The sequence below is a fragment of the Paenibacillus herberti genome, assembly GCF_002233675.1.
Taxonomy (GTDB): Bacteria; Bacillota; Bacilli; order Paenibacillales; family Paenibacillaceae; genus Paenibacillus_O; species Paenibacillus_O herberti.
Window position 1 is genome coordinate 546,679 of sequence record NZ_NMUQ01000001.1, and the last position, 17,366, is coordinate 564,044.

Consider the following 17,366-nt stretch of genomic DNA (forward strand, 5'->3'; position numbering starts at 1 on the left):
CAGGAAGCTTTTTTCGTACCTTTCAACTACTATTAGCGGAACTCGATGCTGCGAACAAGCTCTTCCAAGCGCTCACGGAGCCGCGCTGGGAAGGATTGCAATGATTCGGCGGCAGTATTGCCAACGGCATTATTCGTGCTAGCAGCCGTATTCGGCACAGCAACAGCTGTATTCGGGCTCTTCGCCTGGCCGGCTGCCAAATCTGTACTTTTACCATTGCTTTCTGCCGCTTGAAGCGCTTTGTCGATATCGATCTGGCCGTAGCCGAAGTATGAATCCTTACCTTTGGTGCCAAGATCACGGGCAGTGCTGCGCATGAGTTCGTACACCTCGACATTGGTCAATGCCGAATTACGGGAGCGAATAAGCGCCGCCAGCGCCGAGACATGCGGACTAGCCATCGAGGTGCCGGAGAGCGCCGCATACTGGCTGTTAAGATAGGTGCTGGCGATACTGTCGCCAGGAGCCGCTACGTCGATGTAATCACCATAGTTGGAAAAGGAGGATTTTTCACCGCGGGAGTCCGTCGACCCGACAGCAAAAACTTCCGGATAAGCGGCCGGATAACCGGGCTGCTCTGAATTATCATTCCCGCTTGCAGCGATAAGCACGACATCCCGCTGGAACGCGTATTTGATCGCGTCATGTAGAAAATCCGACTGGGCATAGTTTCCAAGGCTCATGTTGATTACTTTGGCCCCGTTATCAACCGCCCATATCAGCCCTTGGGCAACGGAATAAGTTGAGCCGGCACCGCTGTTGTCTAATACTTTGACAGGCATGATTTTGTTGTACCAGGTCAAGCCGGCGATTCCTTCGCCATTGTTGACGGAAGCGGCAATAATGCCAGTTACATGCGTTCCATGCCCGACGTCGTCCACAGGCGCCTTGCCGGAGGTAACGATGTTCATCCCTTTGGTCAACTTGCCAACCAGATCGGGATGATCCTGCTGCACGCCTGTGTCGAGTACGGCAATTTTGACAGCATCGCTTCCTTTGGACAGATTCCAGCCAAGCTCGGTCTCAATCGATGGAAGGTTCCACTGGTAATCGGAATAGAGACGATCATTCGGCACGATTGGTTTAGCATCTATGGGCCCGTTATTAGGTGACTCATTGGTCAAATAAAGATAATGCGGCTCCACATAAGTCGGATTCCATTTTTTGCGGAAATAAGCTTTCATTTTATCGGTTTCCATTGAACGGGAGCGAAAGACGTATACGTTGCGCATATGATTTTCCGAGGAAGCCCCGATGTCTCGCTTAATTTGCTCCATTTGCTTCTTCGTCGGCTCAGTTGGGAAACGGACAACGACTTCGTGAATATGGTAATGGCTCGCGCCTCCATTATCTTCGCCAGTACGGACTGTGAATTCACGATTTGACCCGGCTCGGACCGATTCGATTCGGTAACTTCCTTCCGCAGGATAGGGGACTTGTCGCAAATTGCGCATCTGATGCCGCTCCACATCGCCGACCACATTCTGCCGAATCAGGCCAACAATACCTCCTTTACCTTCAGCTGCAGGAATACCGAGCAGCAAATATCTTTTGCCTGCAGTGGACATGGCCTCAGCTTGATAACGGGAGCCCGCCTTAATGGATTGAAGTGCTTTTTCGGAATGAGCCTTTGCAAGCTGCCCCGCATCGGAAGGAATGCTTCCGGCAGTGATGTCAGAGCTGCTACCGTCCCCCCAGCTCAAAAAAACCATCTGTGGATGTTTGGCGATCAAATGCCGCATATGCTCCGTGCGTTTGGAGGCCGGCTCGGCAGCAAGCTGGAACAGCGTTCCGATGTCCTTCGAGCATTGGCTGGCGCAAAGCTGCGCGGTCGCTTCCATATCATGGCGAATATCTGCTGCCTTGAGCTGTTTTTCTTGCTCCACGGACAATGCCCGTGTTTTAACCTTTTGCTCCTGGGGCTGCCTTCCGGGTATGAACCACGGACTGATTGGAATCAACAACGTAAGTAAAGCCAGCGCAGTAAAAGCGCCGATCCATTTTTTTCTCATGCGGCAGAAACCTCCCGTTATTATGGAACGTCATTCATACGCGCTCTAACCTTAGATTCAGGCAGATGGACTGAAATTATACGAATGGTTTTAAACCAGAAAAAGCGGAATTCTGGCTCCAAAAAAGTTCAAATCATGCCGATTCTATGATAGGATATACATAATCTTTAACTTTCTTACGGGATTGATGAAAGGGGAACTTATTCACCATGCCATCTGCCAATGTAAAGCCGCTCAGCGAATCTACACGCTCCAAACTCAAGGATGCGGTCTCGCAACTGGAGCCATTCCTGAACGAGAATGCTCTTCCGCAGCTTGCTGCCCAAGATGCTAACGACGAAGAACTCACCTTCTACAGGGGACTCCTGTCCGATCTCCGCCATCTGCTTGTTTACTCGGAGGTTGCTTATGAGAAGCTGGGCGTTACGCTGCGTCGTCCGAATTTTGATGTCGAGCATGCCGAGCGTCAGCTTTATGAGGTTTACCATCACTGCGTTAATGCCTTCTTCTATCCTAAAAATGAAGGTTACTCCGAAGACGGACGTTACGCTTACACCGGTCAGGATGCAATCCGCTTCCGCCATAAGCCACTCCGCTCGGCCCGCGATATTGTCCTCACCGTATCCAAGATTTACGAGGAGCTTCGCGATGATCTGTCCTATTACGAAAATGACTACATGACCCAGCGCCGCATGCAGGGTCAAAAATAGGAAAGCATAAGCCACCCCTGCTGAGGCAAGCTACTTAGCGGGGGTGATTTTTATGCCAAAAGGCGTAGCATGCAGCGTGTCCAACTGTGCGTTCTGGGATGAAGGCAATCAATGTGGAGCCCAAGCGATCAACATCGAGATCGACAAGCATGCTCATGCGGATCTGTCCACTGAATTTGCAGGCGGCGAGCTTGGAGCCGATCACCAGGACAAAGCAGAAGAGTCTTCTGCTACTTGCTGTCATACTTTCCAACCGAAAGACAATGCTTGATTTGCGCTCATTCTTTTAGAAAACAAACATCAGGCTGGTTAAGCCGAGCCGTCCGTTCCTACGGACGGCTTTTTGACGTTTATAATTCTCGAGAGATGTTGATCACCGCTCTTCATTTCAGCTAACATCAAACCGATATACAGGAGCATAATGGCAAAATAGGGAGTGGAAGTTCAGATGTCGATTGACCCACGAACGCTTACCGCACTTATCAAGCTCCAGCTTGCGCCAAGCCTGGAGATGTTTACCGGGACCAGCAGTAATACTGCGTCAGCCACGAACAACGGATTTGATCAAATTCTTAGCCAACTGACCTCAGCAACGTCTTCCAGTAGTTTGGATACGAGCGGTCTGCAAGCTCTTGAGACTGGCTACACGGATGTAGATGTCTCAGGATATGGCGGAGGCTTGGCAGGTAACAGCGGCACTCTAGGCATGAACTCGGCCGGCTTACAAGCAGCTCTAGTCGCTGCCGGAAGCAGCCTTGCCGATGTAGGTGTAGGGACGGCGAATGGGAGTGGCAACGGGGCGTTTGATCAATTAATTAATGGAGCGGCAGCCAAATACGACATTTCTCCGTCGTTAATTCGCAGCGTCATCGATGCGGAGTCTTCCTTCAATCCGCAAGCCGTCTCTTCAGCAGGCGCCAAAGGTCTTATGCAGTTAATGGATGGGACAGCCAGCGGACTTGGAGTGACAAATTCCTTTGATCCCGCGCAGAATATTGATGGCGGCACCAAGTATCTTTCTTATTTGCTCGGCAAGTTTGAAAATAGTGTACCTGCAGCTCTCGCCGCTTATAATGCCGGCCCTGGACGGCTTGATCGGCTTGGAATTAAGGATGAGGCGTCGCTTAACGAGAAGTATGATTCGCTGCCGCAGGAGACGCAGAACTATGTGCTTAAGGTAATGCGCAAGCTAGAAGGGGCCGGGTTGTAACAGTCGGCATTTTATAATAGGATATGCTTATGGCTGGGCTCATGGCTTGCGGCCAGGAGCGCACAGGAAGGACCACGGCCAGTTGCTGCCCCAATACAGGGCGACAGCTGTCGCTGGTCTTTTTGTTGTACTGGAAAGTATATTTTTACGGGTACTGAGGGGGTTGAACGAATGAACCAAGAAGAGCCGCTGTTGTATTTTGACCACTGCGCCTCTACGCCTCCGCATCCTGAAGTGATTCGCACGCTTGTTGAAGTGATGGAGCGTCATTATGCCAATCCTTCTTCGATCCATCGCCTTGGGCTGGATGCCGGTAGATTGCTTGGCGGAGCAAGGGAGTTAATGGGACGGTTGTTCGGGACGACGTCGGAGGAATGGGTATTTACATCCGGGGGTACGGAGAGCAACCAACTTGCTATAAAGGGTGCCGCATACGCAGCGAAGCATAGAGGAAAACATGTCATTACTTCGGCGACGGAGCATCCCTCCGTGCGGGAGGCCTTTGAGAGACTGGCGGCGGATGGTTTTGAGGTCACTTATTTGCCGGTTAACGATGTGGGAATGATCTCCATAGGCCAGCTGCAGGAAGCGATCCGGCCCGATACAACGCTAGTGAGCCTGATGCATGTGAACAATGAGGTGGGAACGATCCAGCCGATTGAGGAGGCGGGCAAGCTTCTGCGGCAGCATCCGGGCATCAGCTTCCATGTAGATGGAGTGCAGAGCATCGGGAAGCTCCCTATACGCCTGCGGGAGTGGGGAGTAGACCTGTTCAGCGGTTCTGCGCATAAGCTGCGGGGGCCGAAGGGAACGGGCTTCCTCTATGTGCGCAGCGGGATGCGACTGGAGCCGCTTCTGGGAGGCGGAGGCCAGGAAGGCGGCTTGCGGGGAGGCACGCCTAATGTGCCGGGCATCGTCGCTTCCGTCAAAGCGTTGCGTATGGCGTTGGAATCGCAACAAGAGCGAGCAGAGCGGATGCGAGCGTTGAGAACGCGTTTGCTGCTGCGTTTGCAGCAGTTGCCGGAGCTAATAATTAATGGCGAAGCTGATTCGTTGTCGGTCAAGCAGGCGCCGCATATTTTACATTTATCCTATCCAGGCATGAAACCCGAAGTTATTGTCCATGCACTTGAGGAGCGAGGGATAATTATATCGACCAAGTCGGCATGCTCTTCTCGGGACGAGCGTCCTAGCGAAGTGCTGCTTGCTATGGGATACCCGATCCCACGCGCCGCTGGAGGGCTTCGAGTCAGCTTTGGAGACGAACATGATGAGGCAACCGTCGATCGGCTTGCAGAGGCATTAGAAGCAGTTGTGCGGCTTTTGAAGCCGCTGGAGAGGGGTATTACGAGTAAATGAAATACGATCATATAACGGTTCGCTACGGCGAGCTAACGCTGAAGGGCCGCAACCGGGGTCGCTTCGAACAGCAAATGTTTCGCCAGATCAAAAATAGCCTGCGCCATTTGGAAGGGCTTGAATTTGAGAAAACCTATGCCCGCGCTTATATAAAGCTGAATGGAGTGGACTACGAGCAGGCCGCGGAAGGCTTGCGGCGGGTTTTTGGCCTCCATTCATTCAGTCCCGTCATCAGAGCGGTCAACGAACTGGAGGCAATCAAGGAAGCAGCACTTTCGCTGTGGGAATCTCTTGAGGTTAAGCCAGCTACATTTAAAGTAAAGGTCAAGAGAGGCTGGAAAGGCTTCCCTCATGTAACACATGAGCTTCAGCATTTGATCGGTTCTCATGTCCTGCGCGCTGCGCCAGAGTTAAAAGTTGATGTGCATCGTCCAGAAATGGAGCTGAACGTCGATATTCAACCAGAAGGAGCTTATATTTTCTGCCGTAGTGAGCCTGGAGCCGGAGGTTTCCCGTATGGTTCCAATGGCAAAGCGATGCTGCTGCTGTCCGGAGGTATAGACAGTCCTGTAGCCGGTTGGTCGGCAATGCGCAAAGGACTGGAATTGGAACTTGTGCATTATCACAGTTTCCCTTTTACAAGTGAGCAAGCTACAGACAAAGTAATTGAACTGGCTAGGCAGCTTTCGCTATATGCGGGTAAACCGCTGAAGCTGCATCTAGTGCCGTTCACCGATATTCAGACCCGATTCACTGGAACAGGGCAGGATCACTTGATTATTACGCTTATGCGCAGAGCGATGCTTGAGATTGCCGGCATGCTGGCGGAGAGAAATGGAGCCGGCGGAATTGTATCCGGCGACAGCCTTGGCCAAGTTGCGAGTCAAACACTCGACAGCATGAATGTTATAGGACGCGTCCTGGATATTCCCTTACTGAGGCCTCTGATCATGATGGACAAACAGGAGATTATTGACCAGGCCGTCAAAATCGGTACGTATACAACTTCAATTTTGCCATTCGAGGACTGCTGCACGCTGTTCGTACCAAAATCACCGAGTACCAATCCTAACCTCAGAGTGGTGGAAAGAACAGAAAACGGCATTGCGGAGCTGAAGGAGCTGCTACTTAAAGCAGCGGATGGGGTGGAGACGGTCAATTTGGACGCGGGCAAAGTGTTCCGGAAAAAGACGGTTCTTCAAGAAGCCGAGGAGCGGGACTGGTTCTAATCCTTCCGTTGCTGGTTCTAGTAAAGAATCTATAGTTAACACAAAAAAGACCGACTCCGTGGAGTCGGTCTTTTTTGTGTTAACGTATCCCAGTAGAGCCTTGCAGCTCTGCTCACGTGTTTAGTGAGATTCCCGCTCGCGGTGTTTTTCCGCTTTGTTCTTTTGCATCATATTTTTCAGGACGCCAGCGCCGATAACAACGACGACTACAATAGCCATGAACAGCCATTCCGGCATTCCACCGCTGCCGAAGAAATCAGCCAGCTTTTTCTCGCTTGTAATCATCTTCGCAGAAGTGTAAGCAAGCACGGCAGAACCGATATAGAGAATCCATGGGAACTTCTCAATCAGTGTGATGAACAGCGTGCTTCCCCATACAACGATCGGAATACTGATGATCAGGCCGATAATGACGAGCCATATATTGCCATGGGATGCTCCAGCTACGGCGAGAACGTTATCGATACCCATTGCGGCATCGGCGATAACGATCGTCCAGATAGCTGAACCGAGCGTGCTTCCGGCCTTGATATTATCATGGCTGCTGTCTTCCTGCACAAGAAGCTTGTAGGCGATCCAGACGAGCAACAAGCCGCCAGCAAGATGCAACCAAGGAACATCCAGCAAGTAAACGACCAGCAGGGTGGCGACCATACGAATTGCGATGGCACCAAACGTCCCCCAAATAACTGCCTTTTTCTGCTGATGCTTAGGCAGATTGCGCGCGGCAAGCGCGATGACGATCGCGTTGTCGCCCGCCAGCATAAGGTCGATAAAAATAATAGTCAACAGCGGGCCTACCCATTCCATCGAAGCTCCTCCTCCATCTCATTGAACATTTTCTGCCATTAAGTACTTACCCGTATACGGATGAGTTGGACAAAAGATTCGCTTTTTTTTGTAACATATTTTTAATGGCTTGTACATACCCCTTATAGAGAAAGGGTGGGGGTATCGACTTGGACAATCTGTTGATTTTTCTGCAAATCGTCATGATAAATATCCTGCTCAGCGGCGATAACGCCCTTGTAATCGCGATGGCTAGCCAGCATTTGCCCGCAGAGCAGCGCAAACGAGCAATCGCATGGGGAACCTTCGCGGCAATCGGACTCAGATGCCTCCTAACCCTCGCGGCAATTTCACTGCTGCAATTGCCTTACTTACAAGCCTGCGGCGCATTCCTTCTGCTGCTTATCGCCGTGCAACTGCTGCGTGAAGCAGAGCAACCTGGCAGCGAAGGGCTGCTGTCGCGTGGCGTTAAGTCAAGGCGGAGCGCTACACTTGCTGGAGCTGTAGGGACGATTGTGGCAGCAGATTTTATCATGAGCCTGGATAATGTTCTGGCTGTCGCTGCCGTCGCCGATGGAGAGCCGGTAATGATGCTGCTTGGCATCGCTCTTAGCATACCCATGATTCTGTGGGGCAGTCATGTACTTGGTGGCCTTCTGACCCGCTTTCCGTCACTGGTGTACGCAGGCTCCGGGCTTCTCGGTTTTGCGGCAGGAGAGATGCTGGTGTCGGACTCCGCGCTTCAGCCTTGGCTGGATAAAACGCCTCTGCTCCACAGCGCGCTGCCCGTACTTATGATTCCGCTCGTCATTGTGATAGGAATTATTTTAACCCGTTCCCGTATCCCAACTTAATCGATGAGAAGAGATCGCCTTCAAGGGGGCGGTCTTATTTTTTTGCCCTGGCCCTTTATAGCTGGCATTTTCAGTTCGATTCCTATAGAATAAGAAAGATCTGATTGGTCGTCATCTGCCTGTCCGCAGGTAGTCGTCTATGGGAAACGGGGGATAAGATTGATTCGCAATCAATATTCCGCCGGAATCATCATCTTGCTTGCAGGAATTGCCATTTTGCTGGGCCGAATGGGCGTATTCAGCTTTATTGGCTCCGTATTTTGGCCGTTGTTTATCCTCGTGCCGGGCATACTGCTGCATGTGCTGTATTTCGGCCGGCTACTCCCTGCGGCAACGCTCGTTCCGGGCGGCATTTTGTCCGTATATGCACTGGTTTTCCTGTTTTGCAATTGGTTCGGGTGGGGCTACATGAAATACCTTTGGCCATTTTTCATCTTTGGCCTTGCGGTAGGGCTTTATGAGTATTATACCTTCGACTCCTCTCATCCACGTAGCGCATTCACTATTGCTGCTGTGCTCGCTGGAGTATGGGCGCTTTGCATGCTGTTTGTGCTGTTATGGAGCTGGGGCATCTATTTGATCGCGATCGCTCTTGTAGCAATTGGCGGATGGATGATGGTGAGTAAGAAAGCCCGTTGGTAAGTTAATGTTTGGAACGAATGTATGATCCTATAAAGATGGAGTGGATAAGAAGTTATGCAAGCAAGAGAGAACATTCGCAATATCGCAATTATCGCGCACGTTGACCATGGTAAGACAACCCTCGTAGACAAACTGCTTCAGCAGTCCGGTACATTCCGAGACCACGAGGTCGTGCACGAGAGAGCGATGGACTCCAATGATTTGGAGCGGGAGCGCGGCATTACAATCCTGGCCAAAAACACCGCTATCAACTACAAGAACTACCTCATCAACATTGTGGATACCCCTGGACATGCTGACTTTGGCGGAGAAGTTGAGCGCATCATGAAGATGGTCGACGGCGTATTGCTCGTCGTTGATGCCTTTGAGGGCTGTATGCCGCAAACTAAGTTCGTACTGCGTAAGGCGCTTGAGCATAATTTGACGCCAATCGTTGTATTGAACAAAATCGACCGTCCGAACGCGAACCCTGAGGCCGTTGTCGACGAAGTGCTTGACCTGTTTATCGAACTCGGCGCGAACGACCACCAATTGGAGTTCCCAGTCGTGTACGCATCCGCGCTTATGGGCACATCCAGCCGCAACGTGGAAAAGCAAGACGATAACATGGAAGCCCTCTACGAGACAGTCGTGGAACATATTCCTCATCCAACAGAGAATGTGGAAGAGCCGCTGCAATTCCTCGTTACGCTGCTCGACTACAATGAATATATGGGCCGTATTGCCATCGGCCGTGTGAACCGTGGCGTTATCCGCCAAGGTCAGCCGGTCGCGGTTATGACCCGCGAGGGCGCAATTAAGCAAGCTCGCATCGAGAAGCTGTTCGGTTTCCAAGGACTGAAGCGCATCGAGGTTGAAGAAGCGGCAGCAGGTGATATCGTTGCAATCGCAGGCATCAAGGATATCAATATCGGCGAGACGATTGCCGATCCATCCAAGCCGGAAGCATTGCCTGTCTTGGAAATTGATGAGCCAACGCTGCAAATGACTTTCCTGGTCAACAACAGCCCGTTTGCCGGTCGCGAAGGTAAATGGGTTACTTCCCGTAAACTTCGTGAGCGTCTGTACAAAGAGCTTGAGACCGACGTTGCACTGCGCGTTGAAGACACCGACAGCCCGGATGTATTCGTTGTATCCGGTCGTGGCGAGCTTCACCTTGGCATCCTGATCGAGAATATGCGCCGCGAGGGTTACGAGCTGCAAGTATCCAAGCCTGAGGTTATCATCAAGGAAATTGATGGCCAAAAATCAGAGCCTTACGAGCGCCTGCTGATCGACGTACCAGAGGAAAGCATGGGTGCCGTCATGGAAAGCCTTGGAACACGCAAGGCTGAGATGGTCAACATGGTCAACAATGGCAGCGGTCAAGTTCGTCTTGAGTTCATCATCCCGGCACGTGGCCTTATCGGCTACCGTACCCAGTTCCTGACGCTGACGCGTGGTTATGGCATCATGAACCATGCCTTCGACAGCTACGGTCCAATTGCGGGCTCTGGCGTAGGCGGACGTCATCAAGGCGTACTGGTTGCAACGGAGCACGGCGTTTCTACCTTCTACGGCATGATGGGCGTAGAAGATCGCGGCATTCTGTTCCTAGAGCCAGGTGCTGAAATCTACGAAGGCATGATCGTTGGTGAGCATAACCGCGATCAAGATATCGTAGTCAACATTTGTAAAGAGAAACAACTGACTAACATTCGTTCCGCATCGAAAGACGAGACCGTGCGCCTTAAAACGCCGCGCTCGTACAGCCTCGAAGCGGCTCTGGAATATCTCAACGATGACGAGTATTGCGAAATTACGCCAAAATCGATCCGCATGCGCAAAAAGCTGCTCAACAAGAGCGAGCGCGAGCGTGCAGAGAAACAGCGTAAAACTTCACAAGCCGGCGTTTAATTAAAAAATTGCTTTCCATAAGCGGCGGTTTGGCGCCGGCCCTCCGGCCGACAGCCAAATGCGCCGCTTACTCGTTTTACATATATCGGACTGTGCTTTCTAGCCCACAATTTAGAGGAGGAGAACAGGGATGCAGGATTGGCTCAGTGACCATCCGCTTGTAACGTATATCCTGATTCTGGCCAGCGTCATTTATATTTTCAACAAAGTGTTCCGTGCGCAACAGCGCCTACCGCTGCTCAAGGAGATTTTGGTCTACTTCGTCATGGCATTCGGCTCAGGCGTATTGCTCGTACTGCAAATAGACAAGCTGCCCATTCTTCAGTGTATGGCGGTCGCCATCGGGATGATGTTCCTGCTGCGGATTCGCCAGTTTAATGACAAGCGTTTAGCGAAGCGACAGCAGCAGGGAGATACCTCTAAGGGCTGAGAGCCCTTGCTGACTGGACACTTTGATGGGCTGGCCCGCCGTCCGAAATAAGGCATGGGATCAGAAGGAGAACGCATGAATAGAGGGAACGACTATCCACCTCGCGGAAGACGTGAGGATCGGGGGCATGCCGGAAGCGGCAATACCAAAGGTGCGAAACCAGGAAAAAAAAGAAAGTCAAAGCCGGTTTACTGGTTTAGGCGTATGATGACTTTGCTCGTTGTGGTTATTTTGGCCGGTGTCGGATTTGGCGCTTATTTGCTCTATGATGCCAATAAGGCGCTCGACCAAATCAGCAGTGGGGAGCAGGGAGTTTCGGCTGCCCAATCGGTGCGTAGTAAGCCATCAGCAATGCTGTTGATGGGACTTGATACTCGCGGAGACACGGGACTGCTTAATACCGACGTGATAATGGTTGCCGCTTTTAATCCGCAGACGAAGAGCGCCGTTGTTGTCTCCATTCCACGGGATTCAAGAGTTCCGGTTGAAGGATATAAGCAGCGCAAAGTGAATAGCTATTATGCTGCCTTCATCCGAAACGCGAAGTCCAAGGAAACGGGAATTAGCCAGGAAGCGGCGGAGCGCCAAGGTAAGCTTGGGATGAAGGATGCCATTGGCAGCTACCTTGATATTCCAATCGATTATGCGGCGACAATTAACTTCAAGGGTTTTTCGGATGTAGTTGATGCGCTCGGCGGAGTTAAGGTCAATGTCGATATGGATATGAGATACGATGACCATGCCGGTCAGCCCGGTGGTACGAGCATCGATCTGAAAAAAGGAGTTCAGACGCTGTACGGGGAAGATGCGCTGGGTTTTGTCCGTTATCGTAAATCCAACGATGGCAAAAACATGAGCAGCGATTTTGAGCGGAATGAACGTCAAGAGCAAGTTATAGGCGCCATAACGACCAAGATGAAGTCTATTCCAGGCATTATTCGACTCGGCAAAGTATTTGGAGCGGTTGGAGACAATATGCGCACCGATATGCCAGAATCCGAGATTCGGGCGATGCTGACGACTTATTTTGGGATTGGCAGCGGGGATATTGAATTTATTCCGCTGACGGGAGATTGGCGTAGTCCCTATGTTTATGTGGACGAGTCTGCGCTTGAGAAAGCAAAGAAAGCCTTGCAGGCCAAACTAGGCGAATGACCGTAGTTGGTCTAGCATACGTATGTTATACTACAGCTACGAAGTGCAAAAATGGATTCTGACTCCCGGGAGGTAGGTTGGATGAGAGAGCACGCTTGGGTTCGCTTCGTAAAGCGCAGTTCTGCGATGGGTGAGACCTCCGTAACTGTAGCGTCCCGTCATGAGATCAACCTGTCCAAGCCTGCTCTAAGCGGCAAGGGCGGTACTTCCATGTCTCTCTATGTCCTTCCTATGTTAAACCTATAGAAGCCTGGCGACCGATGAGGTCGCCAGGCTTCTTATGCGCTTGCGGGACTTTATCGGCTCATACCGGCAGGCATTGGACGTGCAGGTGAGGATGTCGGCATTGGGGTCTTACCAACTTCCGGCTTAGGCAGCACCTTACCAGGAAGCTGAGGCATGATGCGGCCCGTCAGGTCCGCCATCTCCTCGACAAATCCTTGGATAGGCTTTCCGGCACGAATGTTCTCACCAAGCTCAGTCAATCGGCGGTTGATGTCCATATCTGCCGTAACGACAGCATTGACGCCGAGCGGGTCCTTGCGCAGCGCTTGAGCTACCTCATATTTAATCGTACCGACGCGTGAGCGGTCAACGCTCTCGCCGACGTTGATGCCGACGACGGCCTTATTGCCGGCGACGACACAGTGGGCACTTTTAACCCCCTCCACCCGGGAGGCAAGATCCTCGAGCCGCTTAGCTGATTGGGCGGAGTCCAGCTTCTTTTCCGCTCCATTATTAGTTTGGTTCGCACGTAACCGCTGGTTCTCAGCGGGGGAAGGAGAATTCTCTCGGTTTGCGATCGTACCGCAGCCCGCCGTCATAACACAAAGAACTACTGCTGCAAGCAGCCACTTTTTCATTGTGGGACACCTGTCCTTTCCGTCGATCTCTGGATTGCACAACCACATCTAGCTTGTCCCTGTTCCGGAAGGGTTATGTTGGAGAATTCCGGAATTATTCGGCGCCAGGAGGGATTACTTCATGACTAAATTCTTCGTATTGGATACGAATGTGCTGCTTCATGATCCGCAAGCGATCTTTGCCTTTGCTGACAACGAGGTGATCATCCCGGCTGTTGTGCTGGAAGAGATCGATTCCAAAAAGAGGCTGGCCGATGAGCTCGGTCGCAATGCCAGGCATGTGTCTCGGCTGTTGGATGGGATGAGAGAGGATGGCCGCCTGCATGAGGGCATTCCAACGCCAGGAGGCGGCATACTCCGTGTGGAGCTCAATCATCGTAGCTTTGTGCGTGTTCAGGAAATGTTCGGGGATATGTCCAACGACAATCGAATTTTGGCCGTGGCCCTGAATTATCATATCGAAGAAGAGGAAAAAGGCTCTCGACGCGATGTTGTGCTGGTCAGTAAAGATGTACTGGTTCGCATCAAGGCTGATGTGCTGGGCTTGCTGGCGGAAGACTATTTGTCGGATCGCTTGGTCGAGCCGTCGGATGTGTATACCGGCACGGCGACGCTGTTTGTTCATCCGTCAATCATCGACGAGTTTTATTCCTATCGTTTTCTCAGTGTCAAAAGCTTGCAGCTCTCGTCTCGCCTGCATCCCAATGAATTCATCATTTTACGAGATGAGCTGGGAACTTCCAAAAGCGCGTTGCTTAAGGTCAGTCAGGACAGTGCCCGGCTGGAGCCTCTATATCTTAGCAATGATCCGGTCTGGGGCATTACCGCGCGTAATGCACAGCAGCGCATGGCGCTAGAGCTGCTGCTTAACGATGATATTCCGCTCGTCACACTCACCGGCAAAGCAGGCACCGGAAAAACGCTGCTGGCGTTGGCGGCAGGGCTGCTCAAGATCGAGGATGAGCATAAATACAAAAAGCTGCTGATCGCCCGTCCGGTCGTCCCAATGGGCAAGGATATTGGCTATTTGCCAGGGGAGAAGGAAGAGAAGCTGCGACCATGGATGCAGCCGATCTACGATAATCTGGAATATCTTTTTGATACGAAAAAGTCCGGTGACATTGAGAAAATTCTGATGGGGCTCGGTAGTATTCAGGTCGAGGCGCTGACCTATATTCGCGGGCGCTCCATTCCAGGCCAATTCATCATTATTGATGAGGCGCAAAATCTTAGCCGGCATGAGGTCAAAACGATTGTCTCCCGCGTAGGCGAGGGCAGTAAAATCGTGCTAATGGGAGATCCTGAGCAGATTGACCATCCATACCTGGATTCCATGAGCAACGGTCTTTCCCATATTGTGGAGAGCTTTAAGCGAGAAGAGCTGAGCGGGCATATCAACCTGGAAAAGGGAGAGCGCTCCAAGCTGGCGCAGCTAGCAGCAGACTTGTTATAACAAAGCGAGGCGATAGGTCGAAGGCTTCAGTAAATTGAAGCTTTCGACCTGTTTTTTGCGAAGTCAAGGAAGACAAGTCCCGCTTATTTTGTTAGGATAAAGAAATAGAGAAGGGGAGCGTGAGCAAGGAGGGAAAGGCCTGGGACGTAAAAAATGGATGATTCTTCCTGGCATACTTGTCGCGTGGGCTCTGTTGCTGCTTGTGCAGGAAGGTCCTGCCCCGACGACTCTGCTGCCTAAGCCACCGGATGATAGCCCTGGAGGAACGGCGCAAAGTATGGAAGGGGAGAAAGATCGCCTTCCCGCACGTTTGTCTGTAAGCGTTATCGGAGACCAGGAACATTTTGAGCTGCTGAATGAGCTAAGTGAGGAGTGGGAGGGCAAACATCCTTCCTGGCAGGTGACTCTGAGTCAATCGATTTCCAGCGATGGAGGTCAAGACTTCGATGTTCGAATGGTGGAGAACAGCCGGGTCATTCCTTTGGCCTCGTCTGGTAAGCTCCTGCCTGCTGATGGTTTGGTCTCCTCGGGTAACGGCGAGGCGAACGAGTCGGGATTCAATTCGTTCGCGCGCGATCTGAGATGGAGGGGCTATTGGTGGGGAACGCAGGCTTTTGGGGATCCCGTGGTGCTCATATGGAGCCGGCAGCTGCTGGAAAAGGCAAAATTGCAGCATTGGCCTGTGGACTGGGCCGATATGCAAAGGCTAATGGGGCTGTATCCCGAGCGCTCCGCTGTTACGGTCAGCCGACAGAACGGAGCTGAGGCTTTGGCTTGGCTGCAGTATTGGCATGGCAAGCAAGCTTCATCGGACCCAGCGCTGCTCCAAGCCGCATTGACACCAGGTGTGCAAGGGGCTGCGATGCTGTCTGTAACAGCAACTCCTGCGGAAGCGATGGAGCAGGTGAGGCAAGGCCGCAGCTTATCGGCGGTAGTGCCTTGGTCTTATTATTGGGAATCGGCGGATGTATTTGAGGCGGATTTGGCTTTCGTCTCTGCGGGCGGGTCAGCCTTGCGGAATGAATTCAGCTTCGTGATTTCCTCGGACACGGAATTCTCTGTAGCAGCCGGTTCCTGGATCGCAGCGGTTACGAGCAGCGAAGCGCAGGAGCGTCTCTACCGCGCCACAGGGAAGCTGCCGTCCGATCCTGGTCTGTATACGGAGGAATCCGTTACTGCAGGGGGCTCGCGCCCTCCCACGGCCTGGAAGAAGCCTCTGTTCCAAGAGGATCATGCGGTTAAGGGCTTTACGCCAGAGCAAGCAGCAGCCTTTCAACCACTATGGCTGGCGTATTGGGCTTCCGGGGGCGGGATGAGCCCTCAGCAGCTTGCTGTTAGTTGGAACGAGCATCTAGAGGGCTGATTTTCCTAGCTTTCGCCGCGTACAATTCAAAGAGGGTGACCCCGCAACCGTGGGGTCACCCTCTTTGGCTTGATTTATTGATTTAGAACGAGAGTTTAAAGATTAACACTAGCTTGCGGTTCTGTACATCGACGGAGTCGATTTTCAAGAAGGAGATGATTTTGCCTGGATAAAAGCCCAGATTGAAGGACTGCTCCAGCTCATCAATCGTCTCTTGCGGCAGCTTCAGACCATTGAAGCTAAGCTCGGAAATTCGGAAGCGGATGCCGTTTTTAGGCTCTTCCACGATTTCATACTTGCCTGACGCCTCCACGCGCAGGCCATCTTCGCTTCCTGCCGCCACGACTTTATCTTGCTCGAAGCGGAAGCTGAACCCGGCAAGAGAGGGATCCTGCTCTTGTAGGAACTGGTTCAGTGCCTCATCCGGCAGCGTGAGGGTGTAGCCGCTCTTATCGAGCTTCAAATAATTCGGGCGGTCCTTCAACCAATCCGGCAGCTTGTTCATCGCTTTGGAGAGAGCACGGAAGTAAGTTCTGAGCTTATCGCGGCCTTCTGATTCCCACAGCTGCTGCAGCTCGTTGATTTGGCCGCGAAGCTGCTCTGGATCGCTGCTTCCGTCTATCCCTTCCTCGAGCTGACTTTGCAATGTCTGCTGGCGAAGCCGCCGTGCGAGGAGCGTCTGCTCTATCTGGAGCAGAGCTGCCTGGTCCTTCTTCAGCACGGCATAACCGGAGCGGAGCTGCTGGGCGCGACTACGGTAGTCGGTAATCGCTTGGCGGTCGCCCCGTGCCATTAGATCGATTAGATCAAGGGCGCGGAGCAGATCGCTCAGGCTGCGAGTATGGAACAAAGCTCCCAGCGTTCGCTCCTGCTTGCCCATAAAATAATCGGATAGGGCGGCTCCAGCTCTGCTTTTGCGCTTCTCAAGCAGTAATTCCTGCTCCGCGAGCTGTTCCCGGGAAGAGGACAGCTGTTTTTGAAGATCGTCTTTACGAGTTTGGACCCGTGTTAGCTCCTGGTTGATCTCAAGGATGCTGAGGCTCTTTTCCAGGAGCTGCTGGTCTGGGTCCGATGCTGCCGGATCGGTAGCTACATTTGATTGTGCTGATTCTCCAGCTTCCGAAGGCTCTGCAGCTTGTGTAGTTTCCATAACTTGTGCAGATTCTCCAGCTCCCACTGGCTCCGCCCAGGCCAGACCGATTGTTGCAGAATTATGAGGACTGCCGGGCGGATAAGGCAACAATAGAAGGAGAGAGACAAGCGCTGCCAGCATCCGGCCGGGAAATGTAGTCGGCATTGGTTGTGTAGGCTCCTCCCTTCTTGTCCGGTTGTCTTTTACCCTATGCCGCCCGAACGTCCGGAATGCAAACAACCGCCGGGCAGTTGCCCGACGGTTGTTGT

Annotated in this window: 17 protein-coding genes; 13 read left to right on the forward strand and 4 right to left on the reverse strand. The window is 52.2% G+C overall.

Going from position 1 to position 17,366, the window contains the following annotated elements:
• Positions 1 to 32 precede the first annotated feature (32 nt).
• Positions 33 to 2,012, reverse strand: coding sequence for a S8 family peptidase (locus CGZ75_RS02545; protein ID WP_141136639.1), 1,980 nt, complete (start codon positions 2,010 to 2,012; stop codon positions 33 to 35).
• Between the two features lie 209 nt (positions 2,013 to 2,221).
• Here CGZ75_RS02545 and CGZ75_RS02550 point away from each other — a divergent pair, with 209 nt between their 5' ends.
• The 5 genes from CGZ75_RS02550 to thiI all read left to right on the forward strand — a co-directional run bounded on the left by CGZ75_RS02550 (position 2,222) and on the right by thiI (position 6,520).
• Entirely contained in the window at positions 2,222 to 2,722 is a 501-nt protein-coding gene (locus CGZ75_RS02550; RefSeq protein ID WP_089522725.1) for a YpuI family protein, read from the forward strand.
• Between the two features lie 52 nt (positions 2,723 to 2,774).
• Positions 2,775 to 2,993 (forward strand): DUF1540 domain-containing protein, encoded by a 219-nt coding sequence (locus CGZ75_RS02555; RefSeq protein WP_089522726.1) that lies wholly within the window; start codon positions 2,775 to 2,777, stop codon positions 2,991 to 2,993.
• A gap of 177 nt (positions 2,994 to 3,170) precedes the next feature.
• Positions 3,171 to 3,932, forward strand: a complete 762-nt coding sequence (locus CGZ75_RS02560; RefSeq protein WP_089522727.1) for a lytic transglycosylase domain-containing protein — start codon at positions 3,171 to 3,173, stop codon at positions 3,930 to 3,932.
• Positions 3,933 to 4,103: 171 nt separating this feature from the next.
• Complete coding sequence (locus CGZ75_RS02565) at positions 4,104 to 5,291, forward strand: cysteine desulfurase family protein (RefSeq protein WP_245850674.1); 1,188 nt, start codon at positions 4,104 to 4,106, stop codon at positions 5,289 to 5,291.
• Positions 5,288 to 6,520, forward strand: a complete 1,233-nt coding sequence (gene thiI, locus CGZ75_RS02570; protein ID WP_089522728.1) for a tRNA uracil 4-sulfurtransferase ThiI — start codon at positions 5,288 to 5,290, stop codon at positions 6,518 to 6,520. Before CGZ75_RS02565 ends, thiI begins: the two co-directional genes overlap by 4 nt.
• Before the next feature lie 120 nt (positions 6,521 to 6,640).
• Here thiI and CGZ75_RS02575 read toward each other — a convergent pair whose 3' ends face one another.
• Positions 6,641 to 7,330, reverse strand: a complete 690-nt coding sequence (locus tag CGZ75_RS02575) for a TerC family protein (protein ID WP_089522729.1) — start codon at positions 7,328 to 7,330, stop codon at positions 6,641 to 6,643.
• A 149-nt stretch (positions 7,331 to 7,479) separates the two neighbouring features.
• On the opposite strand from CGZ75_RS02575, the gene CGZ75_RS02580 reads away from it, so the two are divergent.
• From CGZ75_RS02580 to CGZ75_RS25015, 6 genes are all read left to right on the forward strand, one after another.
• On the forward strand, positions 7,480 to 8,163 hold the full coding sequence (locus CGZ75_RS02580) for a TerC family protein (RefSeq protein ID WP_089522730.1): 684 nt from the start codon (positions 7,480 to 7,482) through the stop codon (positions 8,161 to 8,163).
• 159 nt (positions 8,164 to 8,322) lie between these two features.
• Positions 8,323 to 8,805 carry a hypothetical protein gene (locus CGZ75_RS02585; RefSeq protein WP_089522731.1) on the forward strand — a complete coding sequence of 161 codons (483 nt, stop codon included), beginning with the start codon at positions 8,323 to 8,325 and terminating at the stop codon, positions 8,803 to 8,805.
• A gap of 54 nt (positions 8,806 to 8,859) precedes the next feature.
• Positions 8,860 to 10,701 carry a translational GTPase TypA gene (gene typA, locus CGZ75_RS02590; RefSeq protein WP_089522732.1) on the forward strand — a complete coding sequence of 614 codons (1,842 nt, stop codon included), beginning with the start codon at positions 8,860 to 8,862 and terminating at the stop codon, positions 10,699 to 10,701.
• Positions 10,702 to 10,831: 130 nt separating this feature from the next.
• The gene (locus tag CGZ75_RS02595) at positions 10,832 to 11,131 is read left to right on the forward strand and encodes a YlaH-like family protein (RefSeq protein WP_089522733.1); all 300 of its coding nucleotides are present in this window, start codon (positions 10,832 to 10,834) and stop codon (positions 11,129 to 11,131) included.
• 75 nt (positions 11,132 to 11,206) lie between these two features.
• Positions 11,207 to 12,286, forward strand: coding sequence for an LCP family protein (locus CGZ75_RS02600; RefSeq protein WP_089522734.1), 1,080 nt, complete (start codon positions 11,207 to 11,209; stop codon positions 12,284 to 12,286).
• A gap of 81 nt (positions 12,287 to 12,367) precedes the next feature.
• Entirely contained in the window at positions 12,368 to 12,532 is a 165-nt protein-coding gene (locus CGZ75_RS25015; protein WP_176444649.1) for a hypothetical protein, read from the forward strand.
• A 50-nt stretch (positions 12,533 to 12,582) separates the two neighbouring features.
• Here CGZ75_RS25015 and CGZ75_RS02605 read toward each other — a convergent pair whose 3' ends face one another.
• Positions 12,583 to 13,149: a YhcN/YlaJ family sporulation lipoprotein gene (locus tag CGZ75_RS02605; protein ID WP_089522735.1), complete on the reverse strand. Its 567-nt coding sequence runs from the start codon at positions 13,147 to 13,149 to the stop codon at positions 12,583 to 12,585.
• 121 nt (positions 13,150 to 13,270) lie between these two features.
• Between CGZ75_RS02605 and CGZ75_RS02610 the strand changes: the two genes are divergently transcribed.
• Together CGZ75_RS02610 and CGZ75_RS02615 are read left to right on the forward strand one after the other, a co-directional pair.
• Entirely contained in the window at positions 13,271 to 14,602 is a 1,332-nt protein-coding gene (locus CGZ75_RS02610) for a PhoH family protein (RefSeq protein ID WP_089522736.1), read from the forward strand.
• Positions 14,603 to 14,759: 157 nt separating this feature from the next.
• On the forward strand, positions 14,760 to 15,965 hold the full coding sequence (locus tag CGZ75_RS02615) for an extracellular solute-binding protein (protein ID WP_089522737.1): 1,206 nt from the start codon (positions 14,760 to 14,762) through the stop codon (positions 15,963 to 15,965).
• An 82-nt stretch (positions 15,966 to 16,047) separates the two neighbouring features.
• Here the strand turns inward: CGZ75_RS02615 and CGZ75_RS02620 are convergent, their stop codons facing one another.
• Complete coding sequence (locus tag CGZ75_RS02620) at positions 16,048 to 17,262, reverse strand: hypothetical protein (protein ID WP_089522738.1); 1,215 nt, start codon at positions 17,260 to 17,262, stop codon at positions 16,048 to 16,050.
• Positions 17,263 to 17,366: the final 104 nt, after the last annotated feature.